11 protein-coding genes are annotated in these 16,848 nt (G+C 61.8%); 4 read left to right on the top strand and 7 right to left on the bottom strand.

The window, feature by feature from the left end:
* Positions 1-7: 7 nt before the first annotated feature.
* The 6 genes from EAO39_RS05690 to EAO39_RS05665 all read right to left on the bottom strand — a co-directional run bounded on the left by EAO39_RS05690 (position 8) and on the right by EAO39_RS05665 (position 9,351).
* Positions 8-2,293 (bottom strand): hypothetical protein, encoded by a 2,286-nt coding sequence (locus tag EAO39_RS05690; protein WP_120966552.1) that lies wholly within the window; start codon positions 2,291-2,293, stop codon positions 8-10.
* Positions 2,294-2,372: 79 nt separating this feature from the next.
* A complete protein-coding gene (locus EAO39_RS05685; RefSeq protein WP_120966551.1) occupies positions 2,373-3,929 on the bottom strand; it encodes a PAS domain-containing methyl-accepting chemotaxis protein in 1,557 nt (518 codons plus the stop codon).
* A 134-nt stretch (positions 3,930-4,063) separates the two neighbouring features.
* The gene (gene dinB, locus EAO39_RS05680) at positions 4,064-5,281 is read right to left on the bottom strand and encodes a DNA polymerase IV (protein WP_120970730.1); all 1,218 of its coding nucleotides are present in this window, start codon (positions 5,279-5,281) and stop codon (positions 4,064-4,066) included.
* 201 nt (positions 5,282-5,482) lie between these two features.
* Positions 5,483-7,015: an amino acid permease gene (locus EAO39_RS05675; protein WP_120966550.1), complete on the bottom strand. Its 1,533-nt coding sequence runs from the start codon at positions 7,013-7,015 to the stop codon at positions 5,483-5,485.
* 393 nt (positions 7,016-7,408) lie between these two features.
* Positions 7,409-8,341: a DMT family transporter gene (locus EAO39_RS05670; protein ID WP_120966549.1), complete on the bottom strand. Its 933-nt coding sequence runs from the start codon at positions 8,339-8,341 to the stop codon at positions 7,409-7,411.
* Between the two features lie 155 nt (positions 8,342-8,496).
* On the bottom strand, positions 8,497-9,351 hold the full coding sequence (locus EAO39_RS05665) for a helix-turn-helix transcriptional regulator (protein WP_120966548.1): 855 nt from the start codon (positions 9,349-9,351) through the stop codon (positions 8,497-8,499).
* A gap of 293 nt (positions 9,352-9,644) precedes the next feature.
* Here EAO39_RS05665 and EAO39_RS05660 point away from each other — a divergent pair, with 293 nt between their 5' ends.
* The 3 genes from EAO39_RS05660 to EAO39_RS05645 all read left to right on the top strand — a co-directional run bounded on the left by EAO39_RS05660 (position 9,645) and on the right by EAO39_RS05645 (position 13,419).
* The gene (locus EAO39_RS05660; protein ID WP_120966547.1) at positions 9,645-11,363 is read left to right on the top strand and encodes a 2-isopropylmalate synthase; all 1,719 of its coding nucleotides are present in this window, start codon (positions 9,645-9,647) and stop codon (positions 11,361-11,363) included.
* A gap of 375 nt (positions 11,364-11,738) precedes the next feature.
* Positions 11,739-12,605, top strand: a complete 867-nt coding sequence (locus EAO39_RS05650; protein WP_240466900.1) for a tetratricopeptide repeat protein — start codon at positions 11,739-11,741, stop codon at positions 12,603-12,605.
* 43 nt (positions 12,606-12,648) lie between these two features.
* Entirely contained in the window at positions 12,649-13,419 is a 771-nt protein-coding gene (locus EAO39_RS05645; RefSeq protein ID WP_120966545.1) for a tetratricopeptide repeat protein, read from the top strand.
* Positions 13,420-13,494: 75 nt separating this feature from the next.
* Here the strand turns inward: EAO39_RS05645 and EAO39_RS05640 are convergent, their stop codons facing one another.
* On the bottom strand, positions 13,495-14,676 hold the full coding sequence (locus tag EAO39_RS05640; protein WP_120966544.1) for an alpha-hydroxy acid oxidase: 1,182 nt from the start codon (positions 14,674-14,676) through the stop codon (positions 13,495-13,497).
* Between the two features lie 197 nt (positions 14,677-14,873).
* Between EAO39_RS05640 and EAO39_RS05635 the strand changes: the two genes are divergently transcribed.
* Positions 14,874-16,532: an L-lactate permease gene (locus EAO39_RS05635; protein ID WP_120966543.1), complete on the top strand. Its 1,659-nt coding sequence runs from the start codon at positions 14,874-14,876 to the stop codon at positions 16,530-16,532.
* Positions 16,533-16,848: the final 316 nt, after the last annotated feature.

Genomic DNA, 16,848 nt, shown 5'->3' with positions numbered 1-16,848 from the left:
CACGTTCTTATTTCCCCCAAGGCCAATCATGCGCCAGCAGCGCCTCGGCGTGGCGCAGGTCCTGCTTGCGCAGCCATAGGCCGTTCATGCCGTGCAGCAGCTGCTCCACCTCGGCCTGACCCCACATCGGCATGCTGATCAGCTGACGCTGCGGCGGCTCCTGCACGCCAGCCTCGCTGTCGTCCTGGGGCTGCGCCTCTATCCAATGCAAGCCCTGGGCATCCCAGCCCGTGAGCAGCGGCGTGTGTGCCGCCAGCTCCAGCGTGCGCAACTCCTTTTCCACGGGGTTAAGCCAGTGCAGCTTCCAACGATCCGGCCGGCCGTAGCGGCTCTCCACCAGCTCCAGCACCGCCCAGCCTTCGCCCGCAGGATGGGGACAGGCACAAGGGCCGGTGCCGCATAGCACCGCGCCGCTGCGCGTCAGGGTCACGCCATCGATGCGGCGCTCATCCCGGCTCCAGTCATTGTTGATGCGCTCGTTCAGCCCACCCCACCACCACAGGGCATCGCCGCGCGCTGCATCGCGCCAGACATAGTCGCCGTCTGCACAGGGGTGCTGTATCTGCCTGACCTCGCGCCAGCGCGGCAGCAAGCGCCACTGGCCTTGAGCATCAGGGGCCATGCTTGCCAGCAGGTAAACCGGTCTCCAGTCGGCCCGCGCCAGATGGCTATAGGAGACGGATTGCACAGGCCAGCGCCAGCCGCCCGCACTCGCATCCCAACCCTGGTCCTGCAAGCTGCCCACCAAGGCCACCAATTCCACACGGGCCGCCATGCCGCCATTTTCCGTAGGCACCGGCCGCATGCGCTCCACAGGCCAGGGCAGGTCCACCGCCTGCATGCGCTCGCCGTCCCAGATCTGAATCGGCCCGCTGCCGCCGCGCACCGGCGCCCGGTCATGGGGCATGAGCACGGCCCAGCGCCCCTGCACCACCAGATGCTCGAGTGCCCAATGGCCGCTGAAGTGCTTCTCGCCCCATTGCAGACTCCAGGCACTGGTTTCGCCCAGCTCGTCCTTGGCCGGCTTGCTCAGCGTCCAGATCAGCGGCTGACCTTTGAGCGGCTCGCTTTGCGCACGCCACAGCTCGGGGCGGGCCGGATCGCGAATCCAGTAAAAGCGGTTGAAGGGGATCTGCTGCAACTGCACCCGCCCGTCCTTGCCATGGGCGACGCAGCCGTCGATGGCGCTCATCACGCAGCTGATGCCGGTGCCGTCGTGCAGACGTTCGGTCTGCGGCGTATCCAGCTGCACGCGCTGCAGCACGGTCCGGCCGGCCCAGCTTAGCAGCGGCTGTGGCGACTCATCCGCCTCGTCCGGCCAGCTAATGCTGACGGCCCAGGACTTGCGATCAGGGGGCAGGCATTGCGACCACTGCTGCCAGCCCAGCTCGGCGCTCCAGACCGCCAGCACCAGCTGGCTGGCCGCGTTATGAGCCGCATAGGCGTACAAGGCCAGCGCCTTTCCGTCTTCGCTCCATGCCATGGCATGGTTTTCATCCAGCAGCCAGGGTGTGGCAGAGCCGCCCATCAGCAACTGCCAGTTCGGCCGCAGCAGCGGCTCCAGCGGTCTGTCCAGATGGCGTAGCGCGGCGGGCCAATGGCGCTCCAGCGTCAGCTCCGGTGCCGGCGTGTTGGCAGGCGCAGTAGCCAGACGCGGCGGCTGCTCTGCGGCCTGGGCCGGCACAAAGTCCGCAGGCACCCAGATATCACGCAGCGCCACCAAAGCCTGCGCTGGGGCCGTGACATGCTGCTGCAGCCAGGCCTCGAAGCTGGCGTCCGACATCACCACATGGGCATCGTCGGCCATGCCGCTTTCGTTGAGCGTCTCCCCACTCCAGCGCGGCAAGCGCCAGTGCACGGATTCGAGCGCCTGGCCTTCTTCCGGCAGCAGCCGCCAGCTGCGGCGAGACTTTCTATCCACCAGCTGCGCCACCTCGGAGTCGTAAAAGCCGGTGCGCAGCCAGCGCCCGTCAAACGAGGTCTGCATGTCCGACTCCCAGACCTGCGGCAGATACACGCCGTCTGCGCACATCACATCGCCCCAGACCGGGCCGCCCATGCCGCGCTCGCCCTGCATGCGAAAATTCACATCTTTTTGAGCTTCTGACGCTTTATCCGTAAACGCATCGCGCTCTTTATCTGATAGCAATTGAGCACTCTCATCCAGCACGGGCTGAGCCTTGGGCAAGGGCAGCTCCTGTCGCGTCTGCGCTCTGGCGGCCTGCCTGACAAGCCAGCCCAGAACACACAGGGCCAGCACGGCCAGGCCCACCAGGGTGAGGAAAATTTTCATGCTCCGATCCTAACCAAGGCAGATGCAAAAAAGGCAGCCGAAGCTGCCTTGCCTGCAATGCGCTGGCGATCCTGCGCCATCAAAGATGAAACACATCCACCGAGCGTTCCAGCGTGTGGGCGCTCATGCGCAGCGAATCGGCCGAACCGGTGGACTGCTCGGCCAGGGCCGCATTTTGCTGCGTCACGAAATCGAGCTGGGCAGCGGCCTCGTTGACCTGGGCCACGCCAATCGACTGCTCGCGCGTGGCAATGCTGATCTGGTGCACCAGGTCGCTGACACGGTCCACGGCACTCACCATGCTGGCAATGGTCTCGCCTGCTGCATGCATGCGCGCATTGCCGTCGTTGATGCCGGCCACCGTGCTGTTGATCAGGCCGCTGATTTCCTTGGCCGCCCCAGCACTGCGCTGGGCCAGAGCCCGCACTTCAGCCGCCACCACGGCAAAGCCACGGCCTTGCTCGCCGGCACGGGCGGCTTCCACGGCCGCGTTCAAGGCCAGCAGATTGGTCTGGAAGGCAATGCTTTCGATCACGCCAATGATTTCGCTCATGCGGGTGGACGAGCCACGGATATTCTCCATGGCCGCTCCCATTTCATGGATGACAGCGCCGCTGCGGCCGGCCAAGGCACGGCTTTCGTCGCTGGCGCGCGCCATGAACTGGGCGGTATCGGCCGTCTGCGCCACCGTGCCCGAGATTTCTTCGATGGACGAGGCCGTCTGCTGAAGACTGCCGGACTGCGCTTCGGTGCGTCCCGCCAGATCAAAGCTGCTTTGGGCCATTTCCTGAGCCGTATGGGCAAAGCTGCGAACCTCGGTGCGCACATCGCCCACCACGGCACGCAGATTGATCTGTATCTGCTGCAGGCGCTGCATCAGCGCTCCCATGGCACCGCTGTACTGCAGCCTGGACTGGGTGCTGAGATTGCAGCTGGCCAGATCGGCAGCGAAACGGCTGGCTTCTTCCAGCCCATTCAGGCAGCGCCGCTGAAAACGCCACAGCAGCAGGCCGCCGCCCACCAGCAGCGCCGCCAGACGGCCGCCCCATGCTGCCGTGCCTTGCAGGCCCAGCAGATCGGGCAGCATCACCAGCAGCGACAGCAAGGCCAGAAGCCATGCCATGCGGGCCAGCAAGCCCACATCCTGCAAGCCTTGCCACCAGCCCATCAGGCCCAGGCGGCGCAGCTCACCACCGCGCAGGCGCATGCTGACCTGGCCGGTTTCCGCCTCGCTGCGCATGCTGGCATACAGCTTTTCGGCCGCTTCAATTTCGACGGCCGAGGGTTTGGTACGCACCGACAGATAGCCGCTGGGCCTGTCGCCTTCCATGATGGGCGTGACATTGGCGCGCACCCAGTAGTGGTCGCCGTTCTTGCGGCGGTTCTTGACCAGGGCCGTCCAGGGATAGCCATGGGCAATGGTGCGCCACATGTCCTTGAAGGCTGCAGCAGGCATGTCCGGGTGGCGAATCAGGTTGTGAGGCTGGCCAATCAGCTCCTCATACGCATAGCCGCTGACCCGCACAAAGGCTGGGTTGCAGTGGGTTATTTCGCCCTTGGTGTTGGTGCTGGAAACCAGCAGCTCGTCGCCCGGGAAATCGTAGTGGTACTGCGTCACCGGCAGATTCAATCGCATGTCACCCGCTCCTCCAATAATCCATTTGCTCTGATGTGATGTATTGGCCGATTGCAAATGACTGCGCCATTTCTTCAGATACAAAAGCTCACACCTTCGGATCATCGCACAGCGTCACCGCCTACAGCAGACAATCAGAACAGCGGCGCCGTATAAGGGTCGGATTCATTGACCGAAGTCAAGATCTGAGGCCTGAGCAGCGCATCGCGCGCCGCCGGATCATGCGCCGTGGCCTCCCAGTCGGCCAGACGGATCAGACCGCCCACCTTCACGCCCAGCAGGCGCAGCCGCTTGCCCAGAGGCACGCGCTTCAAACATTGACCTGCGGCCTGCCGTATGGTCTGGCCGTCCTGCATGGGCAGGGCCAGCGTCTGGTCTCGCGTGGCAATCTTGAAATCGTCAAAGCGCAGCTTGATGCCCACCGTGCGCCCCAGATAGCCTTTGCGCTGCAGATCGTCGGCCACGCGCTGACACAGATCCGTAAAGATGGCGCCCAGCTCGGCTCTGTCGTGCACGGCATGCAGATCGCGCTCGAAAGTGGTCTCGCGGCTCATGGATACCGGCTCGCTCTCGGTCTCCACCGCCCGCTCGTCGCGCCCCCAGGCAGCGTCGTGCAGCCAGTGACCGTAGGACTTGCCAAACCAGTGCACCAGTTGCGGCAGACTCTGCTGCGCCAGCTGACCTATGGTCTCCAGGCCCAGGGCCTTGAGCTTGGCGTCCGCCTTGGGGCCTATGCCGTTGACCTTGCGGCAGGCCAGCGGCCAGATCTGCGCTTGCAGATCCTCGGCCTGGACGATGGAGATGCCGTTGGGCTTGTTGAATTCGCTGGCCATCTTGGCCAGCAGCTTGTTGGGTGCCACGCCCACCGAGCAGGTCAGGCCCGTGGCCTCGAAAATGCTTTTTTGTATCAGACGCGCCAGCACGCGCCCGCCTTCGCGCTGGCCGCCTGGCACTTGGGTGAAGTCTATATAGACCTCGTCCACGCCCCGGTTCTCCATGACCGGGGCAATGGAGAGAATGATGTCCTTGAACTCGCGCGAAAAGCGTCGGTACTGGGCAAAGTCCACGGGCAACAGAACAGCCTGCGGGCACAGCTTGGCGGCCTTCATCAGCCCCATGGCCGAACCCACGCCAAACTGCCGCGCCGCATAGGTGGCCGTGGTGATGACGCCGCGCCCTGTGTAGTCTTTGAGCAGGGGAAAATCCGCCACCGGAATTTCGGACAGCGGCAGCCCCGCATGCCGCGCCAGCAGCGCATCATCCGGCGCACGCCGTCCACCGCCAATCACCACCGGCAAGCCCTTGAGCTGGGGATAGCGCAGCAACTCCACGGAGGCGTAGAACGCATCCATATCCAGATGGGCAATGCGCCGGGGAAGGTCTGCGAAAGAGGTGGAAGAATCGCTCACGCTGCCGATTTTGCCTGCGCTGGCAAGAATCGGCAGCCATGCCTGAAACAGGCTCACTCCACATCAGAGACACCCAAGAAGCGCCACCGCGCACTGAAGATGTCGTCCCCGGGCACGCCCGGCCAGGGGAAGGCGCAAAGCGCCTCAGGGGGTGGTTTTTTTCTCTCGCTTTATTTCTTCCAACTCATCAAAACGCATATCGGCATAGCTGACCCAGGTCTTGCGCTTGACCAGCCAGTAGCCCAGCCAGAACAGCAGGAACAGCGGAATGCCCAGATAGGTCGAAACCACGCCACCCCAGTCGATACGATCTTCCAGAAAGGCCTGATAGTTCTGACCCAGCGTCACCACCAGGCACAGCACAAACGCAAAGATCGGGCCGAATGGGAAGGCGCCCGCCTTGTAGGGCAGCAAGCCCACGTCATGGCCATGCATCACATAGCCGCGGCGAAAGCGGTAGTGGCTGACGGCAATGCCCAGCCAGACAATGAACTCCGTCATGCCCGCCAGATTCAGCAGCCAGATATAGACGGCTTGCGGGCTGTACAGCGAGGAAAACAGGCACAGGCAGGCAATCAGCGTGCTGCCGATCAGCGCATACAACGGCACGCCGTTCTTGGTCAGCTGAGAGAACATGCGCGGCGCATTGCCTTCGGTCGCCATGTTGAAGAGCATGCGCGTGGCGGCATACATGCCGGAGTTACCGGCCGACAGCACCGAGGTCAGAATCACCGCATTCATTACCGTGGCCGCCGACAGCAGACCGGCATGCTGAAACACCAGCGTGAACGGGCTCACCGCAATATCGGCCACATCGGTGCGCAGCAGCTGCGGATCGGTATAGGGAATCAGAAAGCCGATGACGATGATGGCCAGTACATAGAACAGCAGAATACGCCAAAACACCTGGCGAATGGCACGCGGCACGTTCTCGCGCGGGTTCTCGGATTCACCAGCGGCCACGCCAACCAGCTCCGTGCCCTGAAAGGAATAGGCCACGATCATGGCCACGCCGACAAAGGTGGCGAAGTTGCCCACAAACGGCGCATCGCCCGTGGTCCAGTTCTCAAAACCGGGCGTATGGCCGCTGCTGATGATGCCGAACAGAATCAATACGCCGGTGATCAGAAAGGCCACCACGGCCACGACCTTGATCAGCGCAAACCAGTATTCGGCTTCGGCAAATCCACGGGCCGAAAATGCGTTCAGGCCCACCATCAGCAGCAAAAACAAGCCGCTCCAGATGATCCCCGGCACATCGGGTAGCCAATAGGCCATGACCAGCTGTGAGGCCACCAGATCCACGGCGACCACCACGGCCCAGCTGAACCAGAAATTCCAGCCCAGCGCAAAGCCAAAGCCGCGGTCCACATAGCGCGATGCATAGGTCGAGAAGGAGCCGGCCACCGGCATGAAAGCGGCCAGCTCGCCCAAGCTGGTCATGATGTAGTACACCATGATGCCAATCAGCAGATAGGTCAGAACGGCGCCGCCGGGGCCGACCTGGGCAATGGCCGAGCCCGAAGCCACAAACAGCCCCGTTCCAATGGCTCCGCCAATGGCGATCATGCTCAGGTGGCGCTGCTTGAGCACCCGGTGCAGCTGGGGTGTCGGCGCCTTGTCTTGCTGCGACTCAGAGGCTGCTGCCTGCGTCTGGCCGGAGTTTGTGTTGGACATAAAGTCTTGTGCTTTTGAGTTTTGGGCCCGCAAGCAACCGACGCCACAACGCAAAAAAGCGATCCTGACGATCGCCGCAAAGGACAATGGAATGAAGCATTCAAGCGCAGCGTCGACAGCCTGGCCGGCGCAAGCGCTTTCTCAGCAACCCCGATCGGGTGCTCCAACAGCAAAGCGGTGGTACCGCCTCGCCAATTGATGGGCATAAGCCCTCATTTTGCCTAAAACCCTTGGTCAACATATGAGCCCCGGGCAATGCAGGGGCGTGGCCTGGGGCTGATTTCGGGGACTTGACAGAAAATATTGCTATGAAAACAAGAGCATAAAGCGCTTTTTGTTCATGGACTCAAGGCCGGTTTGACCATAAATCACGCTCACTGACGGCTAAGGAAGCTAAACCTGCAGGCAGATCAGCACCAGGCCCAGCATCATCAGCCCCATGCCGAATTTCTCGGCACCCGAGAGTTTTTCGCTGAACACGCGACGCGAAACCAGGTAGCTGAACACCACTTCCACCATGCCCAGCGTGCGCACCGGCGCTGCCCCCTGCATGGCATAGGCGGTAAACCAGGCCAGCGAAGCCGCGGCGCCCATGCTGCCTGCCAGCAGCGAAATGCGCCAGGCGCGAACAATCGGGCGCAAGCCTTCGGCATGGGTTTTGGCAATCCAGCCGCCCAGGCCCACGCTCTGCAACGTCTGGGCAATCAACACCCCCCAGGCACCAGACAGCCAGGGCGATGTCAGGCCCAGCTGCGCCAACTCCACCGCCCCACCTCTAAAACCTATGGTGGCCAGCGCAAAGCAGGCTCCGCAAATCAGGCCGTACAGCGATGACTTGCTGGCCCAGGCAGACAAGGTGAACAGCTGCCCGCGTGGCGGCAGCGAGAGCATGAGCACGCCCACGGTGGCCAGCACCATGGCAGCCAGGGCCATGGCGCTTGGCAGCTCATGCAAGAACATGGCGGCAAACAAGGCCACCTGCAGCACCTCGGTTTTGGACAGCGTGACCGCCACCGCAAAATTGCGCTCCTTCATGGCCAGCAGCAACGCCGCTGTCGCGCCCACCTGAAAGAAAGCTCCCAGCGCGATCCAGCCCAGATAGGCCCAGGAGAACTGCGGCAGCTCACGCGGGCCCGAACCCAGGCCGTACAGCGCCAGCAAATACACGGCAGCAAAAGGCAGGCCGTAAAGAAAGCGCACCAGCGTGGCGGGCAAGGTGCCGATCTGGGCGGTCAAGGTGCGCTGCGCCGTGTTGCGCACCGTCTGCGCGGCTGCAGCAAACAGCACCACGGGCACCCATAAATATTCCAGACCAATGCCCGCCATGTACGCTCACCCTCTTCAATTCATCACACAATAATTTTCAGCATAGTCGCTAAGACCGGGGCCCGCTTGCGCGATTGGCGCGGTGAGCATGCTTGAGGCAAGGCTGCAGCAAGCGCGAACCCAGCCCTTCCCGGAGCTGAAATGGCCTCAATGGCTCACGTCTCGCCCGTACGGCTTTGCGCCACAAAGCGCGAAGGGGAAACACCCATCTGCATCTTGAATGCCAGGCTGTAAGCACTGTGGCTTTCGTAGCCCACATGCAAAGCCACTTCCACAATCGGCCGCCCGGCCAGCAGCAACGGCAACGAAGCCAGCAGCCGCGCGCGCTGGCGCCAGCGCCCAAAGCCCAGGCCTGTGGCTTTCTCAAAATGGCGGTGAAAAGTCTTGCTGCTCATGGCCAGATCGGCAGCGCAGCGTTCTGCCGTTCGCAGACTGCCGGGCTCGTCCTGCAGTTGCTCGCACAGCTGCGCCAGCCGGGGATTCTCGGGCCAGGGCAAATGAAAGACGGGCTCATCCGGCAGGCCTAACTCCTCCAGCAACAGCGCCATCAGCAATTGCTCGCGCCTGCCGCGCTCGCCGTCAACCGGCCAGTGCGCCACTTCAGAAATCAAGGCCCGCAGCAAGGCCGAGACAGGCATGACGCAGTCACGCTGCGGCAAGCGCTCAAACTCGGCTGCCGCCAGCTGCGCCCGGTTGACCAGCAGGCTGCGCACACGCACGGCCCCACGCATATGCAGGCTGTGCTGGGCAAACGGCGTGAGCCACACGGCCTTGCTCGGTGGTACCAGCCAGCGCCCATGAGGGGTCCGCACCTCAAGCACGCCTTGCACGGCATACAGCAGCTGGCACTGGGCATGGCTATGCAGCTCCACCTCCTGCCCGGAGGCGAAATCCACCGCCACGCCGACCACCGGCAGGGCCGCATTCTCATGGGGAGCCCAGTCGAGTGCATGCGGCGACACGGCCGGCAGTTTGCGCAAGCGTTTGATGGAAGTGGCTACAGACGGCATGACAGGCAAGGAATGTCTATTTTTCAACAACTATTGCCAGATTCTATAAAGACAGCCAGATGCCGTTTTTTTTATGCTTGAGCCATCCCTCTTCTATTGCGCCCTCCCGTCCCGCCATGCCTGCTTCACTGTCTTTGCTACGACTAAGCCCTGCCCTGACCCAAGGCCGGAGTCGGCATGCGCGCGCAGCCCATATCCATCACTTCCCCTGACTCCGGCCTCGCTCAGCAAATGCATGCATCTGCAGGGGAGTGTGAAACGCACACCTCTTTCTTTTTCTGAGCGAAGCAGCCATGTTGAAAAATCCGCAGACCAAATACCAGCCCTACCCCAGCATCGATATGCCCGAGCGCCAATGGCCTTCGCAACGCATCACGCAAGCCCCCATCTGGCTTTCCACTGATTTACGCGACGGCAATCAGGCCTTGTTCGAGCCCATGAACCGCGAGCGCAAACTGCGTCTGTTTCAAGAGCTGGTCAAACTGGGCTTCAAGGAGATCGAGGTCGGCTTTCCATCTGCCTCGCAAGCCGATTACGACATGGTTCGCCAGCTGATCGACGGCGCGCTGATTCCTGCCGACGTGACGCCCATGGTCATCACCCAGTTGCGCGAGGACCTGATCCGCCGCACGGTGAGCAGCCTGTCAGGGGCGCGCCGCGCCATCGTGCATTTCTACAATGCCGTGGCTCCGGCCTTCCGGGAAATCGTCTTCGGCATGCAGGTTCCCGAAATCATCGCCATGGTGGAGCAACACATCCATCTGCTGCGCGAGCTGACCGATCAGCAACCCGAAACCGAATGGGTGCTGCAGTACTCGCCGGAGACTTTTTGCATGGCCGAGCTCGACGTCTCACTGGCCGTGTGCAACGCCGCCATTCGCGCCTGGAATGCCGGGCCCGATCGCCCCATGATCATCAACCTGCCCACTACGGTGGAGGTAAGCACGGCCAATGTGTTTGCCGACCAGATCGAGTGGATGAACAAGCGCCTTGAGCGGCGCGAGCATATTGTGCTTTCCGTCCACCCCCACAATGACCGGGGCACGGGCGTGGCCTGTGCCGAGCAGGCGCTGCTGGCCGGTGCCCAGCGCGTGGAAGGCTGCCTGTTTGGCAATGGCGAGCGCAGCGGCAATGTCGATCTCGTCACCCTGGCCTTGAATCTCTACACGCAGGGCGTGGCACCGGTTCTGGATTTTTCGGACATTTCCGCCGTGGCCCGTATTGCAGAAGAATGCACGGCCCTGCCCATTCATCCTCGCCACCCCTATGTAGGCGATCTGGTGTTCACCGCCTTCTCGGGCTCACACCAGGATGCAATTGCCAAAGGCTTTGCCGCGCAAAAGTCGGACGCGCTGTGGCGCGTACCCTATCTGCCCATAGACCCCAAGGACCTGGGCCGCACCTATGACTCCATCGTGCGCGTCAACAGCCAATCGGGCAAAGGCGGCATCAGCTATTTGCTGCAGCGCGACCATGGCGTTCTCATGCCGCGGCGCATGCAGGTGGAGTTCAGCGCCATCGTGCAAAAACTGGCAGACAGCAGCGAGACCGAGCTGACCAGCGAAGCCTTGTGGCAACTGTTCGAACACACTTATCTGCATGCCGCAGCCGGCCAGTGGCGCTATGTACGCCATCAGCTTTCCGAGCATGCACAAGGTGCGCACATCCTCATCGAGGTGACGGACGATAACGGCCGGCAATCGAGCCTGCAAGGCAGTGGCAACGGCCCGATGGATGCGGCTGCAGCAGCCATCAGCGCCGCCTTGGCCCAGCCGCTGCGCATAGATCACTACGAGGAGCGCAGCCTGGGTGCGGGCGCTGGCGCATCGGCCCTGGCGATTGTGGAAGCCGCGCTGCCCGGTGCTGCGGGCACGCGTTTTGGCGCCGGCATGCATGCCAACCTCGTGACGGCATCGGTGCAGGCCGTGGTGATGGTCGCCAATCGACTCATGCAGGAAGGAGCTGCGCAGTTCGGCTCGCCAGAGCAGAGCCGACCCGCCTGCGCGGCCTGATACCTGAATGGGGTGTGCTGCATTGCAATGTTCATGACTAGAAAGTCAAGCGCAAACCAAGCAAAAGTCGAACACAAACCGGGCGCTGAACCGGCCCGGTGCATGACTAAAATGACTTGGCGCTTTGGCCCTGATCCCGTTCACCTGCAGCCGCACCGTGCTGTTGCAACTGCGGCACGCCCATTGCAGTGTCAACAGCAGCCTATGGTCTGCCAGCGCCAGCTGGCAAGCCAGCACCGGCACAGCCAGCCAGCCAGCAAGCAAACCCAATACCCGCACCAACCCAGCACAGTGGCCTATCCAGGCCGTTGTGCTCTGTTGCGCGGGCCTGCTAGCCCCCTTTTTGTGACTCCAAAGAAAAATGACAGGGAAAAAATGAAAACACCGATTGCACACTTTTTATCGGCCACCGCCCTGCTGTTGGCCAGCACGCTGGCCATGGCCCAGCCTGCAGACCTGCTGCACAAGGCGCAGGCCGGCAATGCCCAGGCACAACTCGATCTGGGTCTGCTGTATGCAGAAGGTCGCGGCGTGGCACAAAGCGACGAGAAGGCCGTGCAATGGTTTCGCCTGGCTGCAGCGCAAGGCGACGCGCTGAGCCAGAGCAGCCTGGGCCTGATGTACGACCAGGGCCGTGGCGTGGCGCAAAACGACCAGGAGGCCGTCAAGTGGTACCGCCTCGCTGCAGCGCAAGGCGATGCCAATGGCCAGTTCAATCTCGGCGTGATGTATGACGACGGCCGCGGCGTGGAGCAAAGCGACCAGGAGGCCGTCAAGTGGTATCGCCTTGCCGCAGCGCAAAACCATCTCGATGCCCAGTACAACCTGGGGCTGATGTACGTCAACGGCCGCGGCGTGGAGCAAAGCGATCAGGAGGCCGCCAAATGGTTTGCTCTCACGGCCGCCAAGGGCCATGACTCGGGCCAGGTCAATCTCGCCGTGATGCATGCCACCGGTCGCGGCGTGCCGCAGAACGAGAAGGAAGCAGCCAGATTGCTGGGCCTGGCCGCAGAGCAAGGCAATGCGACGGCGCAGGTCAACCTCGGCACAATGTTTGAAGAAGGACGCGGCGTCAAACGCAGCCTGTCCCAGGCCTATTTCTGGTATGCCCTGGCCGCCGCACAAGATCTGGAAGATACGGAGTCGCTGCGCGATGCCGCAGCCCAGAAGCTCAAGCCGGCAGAGCGCGCCGCACTGGACAAGAAGATCAGCGCCTGGAAACCCAAGACGGTCAGCCGCTGATTTTCGGCATGCGAACCCAAGGCTTTTGACACACAGGCAAGCAATGAAAAAACAACGCAAGCACTCACTCTCTCACCTCTTTTGCGCCGCCGCCCTGCTGCTCTCCAGCACGCTGACCATGGCGCAACCCGCAGACCTGCTGCAAAAAGCCCAGGCCGGTGATTCCCAGGCACAGTTCAAGCTCGCCGCCGTCTATCTCACGGGCCGTGGCGGGCCCAAAAACTATGATGAAGCCGCCAAATGGTTCAAGCTGTCTGCAGAGCAAGGCCATGCGGAAAGCCAGGCCAACATCGGCCTGATGTACGGCCGAGGACGCGGTGTGCCGCAAAGCGATGAAGAGGCCGTCAAGTGGTATCGCCTGTCCGCAGAGCAAGGCGATGTCGATGGCCTGTTCAATCTGGCGGTGATGTATGACGACGGCCGTGGTGTGGCGCAAAACCAGGAAGAAGCCGTCAGGCTGTACCGCCTGGCGGTGGCGCAGAACCATGTCTCCAGTCAGAGCAATCTTGGCTATATGTACGACCACGGTCGCGGTGTGGCTCAGGACAGCAAGGAGGCCTTCAAGTGGTACCTGATTGCGGCCGAACAAGGCGATGCCAACAGCCAGTTCAACGTCGGCTCCATGTATGCCTTGGGCCGTGGCGTGCCGCAAAGCTGGCTCAAAGCCTATTTCTGGGCCTTGCTGTCGGCCAAGGATGGCGAGATGGATTCGGCCAAACAGCAGGAAATCATCGCCAAGAAACTAAGGCCTGCACAACGCGCCAAGGTACAGCTGCAAGTGCAGGAATGGAAACCCCGCGCCAGCCAGCCCTGAGCCCGCAGGCGTAAGCGTTGCTTGAGAAGCGCTGGCAAGGCACAGCCCAGCCATGCGCTCCTTCAGCCTGGCAGATCAGATCTCTGCAAACGGTTTGGGGTAGGTGCCGGGCAACAGGATTTCGGTGCCCACCTGGTTGATATTGGTGTGGCCGCAAAAAGCCATGGTGGTGTCCAACTCCTTGTGGATGATCTGCAGCGCCTTGCTCACGCCCTCCTGGCCGTATGCGCCCAGACCGTAGAGAAAGCTGCGGCCAATCATGGTGCCTTGCGCGCCCAGGGCACGGGCCTTGAGCACGTCCTGGCCGCTGCGGATGCCGCCGTCCATCCAGACCTCGATATCTTTGCCTGCCACCTGGGCAATCGACGGCAGCGCGGCAATCGATGACGGTGCGCCATCGAGCTGGCGGCCTCCGTGGTTGCTCACGATCAGCGCATCGGCGCCGCTTTGCGCGGCCAGGCGTGCATCTTCGGCATCCATGACGCCCTTCAGAATGATCTTTCCGCCCCAGAGTTTCTTGATCCATTCCACATCGTTCCAGTTCAGACGGGGATCGAACTGGTCTGCCGTCCACGAAGAGAGCGAAGACACATCGCCCACGCCATCGACGTGACCCACGATGTTGCCAAAGCTGCGGCGCTTTGTACCCAGCATGCCCAGGCACCAGCGCGGCTTGGTGGCCAGATTGATGAGATTTTTGAGAGTGGGCTTGGGCGGAGTGGACAGACCGTTCTTGATGTCCTTGTGGCGCTGGCCCAGAATCTGCAAATCCAGCGTCACCACCAGTGCCGAGCAATTGGCTTGCTTGGCCCGGTTGATCAGGCGCTCCATGAAAGCCTTGTCGCGCATCACATACAGCTGAAACCAGAACGGATGGCGATCGGTGTGCTGGGCAATATCTTCCAGCGAGCAGATGCTCATGGTCGACAAGGTGAACGGAATGCCAAAGACCTTGGCCGCCTTGGCCCCCAGGATTTCCCCATCGGCATGCTGCATGCCGGTCAGACCCGTGGGCGCAATGGCCACCGGCATGGCCACGTCCTGGCCGATCATGGTGCTGCGCGTGCTGCGCCCCTCCATATTCACGGCCACGCGCTGGCGCAGCAGAATTTTCTGGAAATCATCTTCGTTGGAACGATAGGTGCCCTGGGTATAGGAACCCGAATCCGCATAGTCGTAGAACATGCGCGGCACGCGGCGCTGGGCCACCACACGCAAATCCTCGATACAGGTGACTTTGGAAAGATCAGCTGCCACAGTTAAACCCCTCATTTTCTCGTTGCGCCCGATGGTAGTGCGCTTGTGCGGTTTGGGTGCGTCACTCAGGTTTGAAGTGATTTACGCCGGTATTGAAATTTTCTGCAGCCTCCCCGAATCGAGGGCTAACGCTAGTGCAGGAAGCCGCGCCCCCCGCCACCATCGCCGGCACAGATATCAAAGAGGAGACAAGAGAGATGATTTGGCAACAGGTCTACGACCCCCTATCGAATATGTGGCTGTCCACCTTGCTTGCGGCAATTCCTGTCGTGGTGATGCTGGTCGGCCTGGGCTTTTTGCACATGAAGGCCCACCTGGCTGCCGGCGCGGGCCTGGTGGCCGCGCTGATCATTGCCGTCTTCGTCTACAACATGCCGGCCGACATGGCAGGCCGCGCTGCCTTGTTTGGCGGCTTCACCGGCCTGCTGCCCATTGGCTGGATCGTGCTGAACATCATCTTCCTGCATCAGCTAACCGAGCAAAACGGCAGCTTCAAGGTGTTGCAGGATTCGCTGTCGGGCATCACCCCTGACCGCCGCATCCAGCTGCTGCTGATTGCCTTTGCCTTTGGCGCCTTCTTCGAAGGTGCGGCAGGCTTTGGCACGCCGGTGGCCGTGACGGCCGCCATCCTGATCGGTCTGGGTTTTTCGCCTCTGGCTGCGTCGGGCCTGTCGCTGATTGCCAATACCGCACCCGTGGCCTTTGGCGCCCTGGGCACGCCGGTGATCACCCTGGCCAAGGTCCACGGTTACGACCTGATGGAAGTGACGGCCATGATTGGCCGCCAGCTGCCCTTCTTCTCGGTGCTGGTGCCGTTCTGGCTGATCTGGGCTTTCGCCGGCCGCAAGGGCATGATGGAAATCTGGCCCGCCATTCTGGTGACCGGCCTGTCGTTTGCGATTCCCCAGTATCTGGTGTCCAACTTCATCGGCCCCGAGCTGGTGGACATCATTGCAGCCATTGTTTCCATGGCCAGCCTGATTCTGTTTTTGCGTGTCTGGCAGCCCAAGAAGATCTGGACCTCGGCCTCGCTGCGCGGCAAGGACGTCAGCGCCGCCGAAGCCAAGCCGCCACAACCCGTGGTCAAACACAGCCGCTCGGCCCTGATCGCAGCCTGGACGCCCTGGCTGATTCTCTCGATCTTTGTCTTCATCTGGGGCCTGCCTCCGGTCAAGGTCTGGCTCAACAGCATCTTCGCCCCGGCCTTCCCCATGACAGGCCTGCACAATCTGATCGAGAAAATGCCGCCCGTCGTGCCTCAGCCCACCAAGGAAGGCGCGGTCTATACGCTGAACCTGCTGTCTGCCACCGGCACCGGCATTTTGCTCTCGGCCGTGATCAGTGCGCTGGTGATGAAGTACAACCCCGTCGCCATTGTTCGCACCTTCTTCAAGACCATCTGGCTGGTGAAGTATTCGCTGCTGACCATCGTGCTGATGCTGGCCCTGGGCACGCTGACCCGCTACTCGGGCACCGACACCACCCTGGGCCTGGCCTTTGCCAACACCGGCATGTTCTACCCCTTCTTCGGCACCTTGATGGGCTGGCTGGGCGTAGCGCTGACGGGGTCCGACACGGCTTCGAACGTGCTGTTTGGCGGCATGCAGAAAGTGGCGGCCGAGCAGCTGGGTCTGTCGCCCAACCTCATGGGCGCGGCCAACAGCTCGGGCGGCGTGATGGGCAAGATGATCGATGCCCAGTCCATCGTCGTGGCCTCCACCGCCACCCGCTGGTTCAATCATGAAGGCGACATCCTGCGCTATGTGTTCTTCCACTCGATTGCGCTGGCCTGCCTGATGGGTCTGTTTGTGACCATGCAGGCCTATGTCTGGCCCTTCCACCTGATGGTGAACTAAGCACTCTTTTTATAAGAGCAAATGCCGCAAGCACAGCAATGTGTTTGCGGCATTTTTACGTCCACTTTCTGGCTTGCTGCGCCCAGCTTGCATCGCTTACTCGCATGCAGAAATATCTGGGACAGGTTCCACGGTCTGCAATATTGGTATTACCAATTAATCACCAACACCAAGGGAAAACCACTAATTTATTCATTAAATTCGATTTCTATAATGCGCTCCATCCAAGTATTACCCATATTGGTAATACCAATTCAAACCAAAGCACAAGCAACCGCCCGGAATCGGGAATGGCACGGCCCGCTTGCTACAGCTT

Origin of the sequence: Comamonas sp. lk (assembly GCF_900564145.1) — a bacterium.
Taxonomy (GTDB): domain Bacteria; phylum Pseudomonadota; class Gammaproteobacteria; order Burkholderiales; family Burkholderiaceae_C; genus Comamonas.
The sequence above is the reverse complement of the archived record's forward strand: the minus strand, read 5'-3'. Positions and strand labels throughout refer to the sequence as shown.

Coding starts and splice junctions, on each gene's coding strand:
- EAO39_RS05690 (WP_120966552.1), bottom strand. CDS start 2,293: ATGAAAATTTTCCTCACCCTGGTGGGCCTGGCCGTGCTGGCCCTGTGT.
- EAO39_RS05685 (WP_120966551.1), bottom strand. CDS start 3,929: ATGCGATTGAATCTGCCGGTGACGCAGTACCACTACGATTTCCCGGGC.
- dinB (WP_120970730.1), bottom strand. CDS start 5,281: ATGGATGCGTTCTACGCCTCCGTGGAGTTGCTGCGCTATCCCCAGCTC.
- EAO39_RS05675 (WP_120966550.1), bottom strand. CDS start 7,015: ATGTCCAACACAAACTCCGGCCAGACGCAGGCAGCAGCCTCTGAGTCG.
- EAO39_RS05670 (WP_120966549.1), bottom strand. CDS start 8,341: ATGGCGGGCATTGGTCTGGAATATTTATGGGTGCCCGTGGTGCTGTTT.
- EAO39_RS05665 (WP_120966548.1), bottom strand. CDS start 9,351: ATGCCGTCTGTAGCCACTTCCATCAAACGCTTGCGCAAACTGCCGGCC.
- EAO39_RS05660 (WP_120966547.1), top strand. CDS start 9,645: ATGTTGAAAAATCCGCAGACCAAATACCAGCCCTACCCCAGCATCGAT.
- EAO39_RS05650 (WP_240466900.1), top strand. CDS start 11,739: ATGAAAACACCGATTGCACACTTTTTATCGGCCACCGCCCTGCTGTTG.
- EAO39_RS05645 (WP_120966545.1), top strand. CDS start 12,649: ATGAAAAAACAACGCAAGCACTCACTCTCTCACCTCTTTTGCGCCGCC.
- EAO39_RS05635 (WP_120966543.1), top strand. CDS start 14,874: ATGATTTGGCAACAGGTCTACGACCCCCTATCGAATATGTGGCTGTCC.